This is a genomic window from Pseudomonas sp. GM79 (assembly GCF_000282495.1).
Lineage (GTDB): Bacteria > Pseudomonadota > Gammaproteobacteria > Pseudomonadales > Pseudomonadaceae > Aquipseudomonas.
Genome location: NZ_AKJE01000103.1, coordinates 1 through 3373, shown reverse-complemented (window position 1 = coordinate 3373; position 3373 = coordinate 1). Strand labels below are relative to the sequence as shown.

The 3373-nt window shown below is 56.1% G+C and carries 2 pseudogenes; both read right to left on the bottom strand.

The window, feature by feature from the left end:
• Positions 1 to 1486, bottom strand: a pseudogene (locus PMI36_RS04435) (DUF5801 repeats-in-toxin domain-containing protein); the annotation flags it as partial.
• 472 nt (positions 1487 to 1958) lie between these two features.
• Positions 1959 to 3373, bottom strand: a pseudogene (locus PMI36_RS04440) (hypothetical protein); the annotation flags it as partial.

The window sequence follows — 3373 nt, the reverse complement described above, 5'->3', positions numbered from 1 at the left end:
CCTCGCCGGTCACGTCGCCCGTACCACCGGCAATGCCATTGGCCAGGCCGTCCTCGTCGACGGTTCCCGTCACGGCGGTGCCGGTCGCCGTCGGCGTGTCGTCTTCGAAGTTCATCTGGGAACCGATTTCGGTGCTCGTAATAGAGGCTTGGAACAGGTGGAGGCCATCGATATCAAAATCGGCGTGCTCATTGCCCCTGGCGTTGAGGGCCGCCCCGTTCTCGATGAGCACGCGGTTGTGAACCGCCGTTGTGGTGTATTCAATCAGGTAGCCGGCTTTAATGCCGGTGAGGGTTGCAACCCCATTAGCAAAGGTGATGCCAATGCCCGGATCATTCTCCGGTCCGGCTGAATTCTCGAGCACCGTTCCGGCGCTGTTGAGGATGCGTACACTGACGATGTCAACCTTCGTATCATTCGCATAGCCGTCGATGAATTGCGTGCCAGATTCAACAGCGGTGCTGAATGCGCTGATTTTTACGACAGCACTCTTGCCGCTTTGCAACTGCACGACGTCGAAACTGACCGTCTTCACATTGACGACGCCGGTAAAGTCGATGTTGGATTCAACATCTGCTTCGCCCTGGCTAAGGTTGGGAATGGTCATATCCTGCCGGGCACCCGTGACGAACGAAAAGCGGATGCCTTCCTGTTCCGTAATCATCTGGTTGTTGGTGCCGAAGGTGGTCGGCCCACCTGCCTGGCTGGTATTGATCGTGTCGCCAGTCGTTATATTGACGTCGTCGGCTGTGCTGTTGGGGTCAAGCCCGGACTGATTCGCCGGTAACTTGCCAGTGGCGATGATGGCGGGATCGGTAATCCGCACGACACCATTGACCGTTTCAGTTGCCGGGTTCAATTTCGTGAACATCAGGAAGAGGTTCTGACCGGAGGGCGCACCGGCCAGACTGAACTCCAGGTTCTGACTGGCTCCGATGAAAACCTTACCCGTCAGATCGACCGAGTCATCGGGGTTCGTCGTACCTGGATGCTTGAGTGGTTGGTACTCCACGGTCCAGATCTTGCCGCCTGTGACCGTTTCTTCGATATAGGCAGCGAACACGATCGCGCCGGTTGCGCCCCCGGCTCGGCCCAGAACGATGTTGTTGTTCGTATCGGTATAGAGAAGGATGCTGGTGCCATCGAGGGTATCCAGTCCGCTGTCCAGACCATTGAGCGGTGCGCCAGCGCTGTCGACGAAGCTGATATCGGTACCGCTTGTTCCACCGCTGATGGTGAACGCATCGCTGCCCGCGTTGCCCACGGCACCGGTATAGCCACTCAAGGCCGCACCCGTTGTAGTACCTGCCCCAAGGGCGGTCAGACGGGTAGAGAAGGCCGAGGGTAGGGATGTCGCCGTGTCGTTGTCGTTAGCGTCTTCGGAAGGGGTTGGAGTGGCGGTGGCGTTCTGCAGTCCGGCCGTTTCGTCCAGTGTAACGTCCACGCCGGTCGCCACGATGCTCAATGAATTTTGCTCAATAGTCATGACTTTTTCCTGGGGCAGTTGCGGTCATCTAGGCCTGACCGTTGACCTTTGGTCGCAACTATGGATAAACGCCAGGGATTGCGCATCGGCCGATACTCCCAAACGGGGTGGGAGTTTCAGACTACTTGGGAGGGGGAGACGGGATGAGGACGCGAAGGAGCGGCGCGATGAGTACATGGTCCATGGATCAACCCCTGATCAGAGAGGGTGTTGGGGACTCGATTCCGTTTGGCCACCGACATTGGATACCGGGAGGTAGACCGGAAATGGAAAGCCCCGCTGCCTTGTGGGCCGCGAGGCTAACCAATAAACACCTCCTGAAGAAGTCATGCAAATTAAGGGATCAGACGAAGTCTCCCGGTGCAACTTCGGTTGCAAGATTGACACCGACCAATACGATCACCTTGTCGCCAGCATTACCGCGCGAGACAGGTTTTACATCCTGTCGCGCGCGTGCACTCTTCTTGGTGGATCAAAGCACCAAATCTGTCGGTGCCAAGTTAGTTAATCCCACCAGTTCGACCACGACAGGATTTTCGATATCAATCGTCTGGACAGCGGTGAAATCGCTATCGCTATCGACGACCTTGAAATCCAGCGTTAGATCAAGGGTAGCGGGTGTAGTCGTGGTGGTGGAAAAACCAGCATCGATGATCTTCAGTGGATTCGTACTCGTATCCTCCGCAATCGTGTTTCCAGGCCCGACCAGACCACTGACCGGCTGTGCGGAAGTGCTGCTTGCGCCATCGGCACCGACATCGCGATTCAGATTTATCGCGCTGCCCGTAAGGCCAGCATCATTCGAAAGAATCTGAATACCCTTGATGAGCCAGTTATCACCGGTCTGAATGTTGAAATCATTACTTTCAACAATCAATAGAGCATCATTATTGTCCAGGAACGGGTCGTTCGGATCGGCCGGGTCATCGACGATAAGGGCCTGGTACTTGGTTCCAACAAGATCGGTGTTGACCGTATCGTTCTCGTACACATCGCCTTGGTCGACGTAGATGGCCCGTGTTGTAGTGATGGAGGGATCATTTGCATCAGCAAGGCTGACTATAAGCAAAAGATCATCGCTTTCAGTCTCATAGCCATCGAACTTGATAAAGAAATCGGTCGCGTAACTAAAATTGGTCGCGCCCAGATTTCCTTTCGGATCAGTCTGGAAGAAATTGATGTTGGCCGCTTCACCTGCCTGGATCGTATTTCCGGAGACGCCCAGAGCAGTGCTGGACAAGGTTACAGCGGCCTGCGTGCCGCTCACCAGCTCACCCGCCGCCACAACAGTATTGCCACCGGCACTAAGTGGTGCCTCGAAGCCCGTGATCTGGATGAAGAAACCTTCCCCAAGCTTCCCAGTAGCCACAGGTGATGGGCCACTGGAAGGGCTCGTACCATCCACGTCATACGTTTCGTATCCAGTGCCTTCGCCCAGCGTGACGTCTTGCGTCGTTTGCAGCGCATCCATCTCGAAGGTATAGGTGTCATTGGCTTTGTCAAACACCAGCGTGCCTTCCACCAGTTCAGGCGCGGTGGCAGCATTGCGATCGTGATCGTATTTGAACGACACGTTAAACGTGGCAGCGGCGAGACTCTCTGAATCCCAGGTGACCGTTGGATCAACGATCGCAACATCGTTCGCCGAACCAGAAAGGGCGAGGGCGGCAAAATCACTGTCCGCTGCCGAAGAGTAGGTCGGCCCGCGCTGGTCCGCACCTATCGAGTAGGCGAAGTCACCCGAAAAGGTCCATGACGTCGCACCCAAAGTGGGATCGACATCTTGCACAGGGGCGGTCCCGATAACGGGGGTATCGTCGTCGACGGTGATGACCAGTTTCTCGGCTGCGGCTGTCACCGTGTCACCGTCCTTGTCGGTGGCTTGCA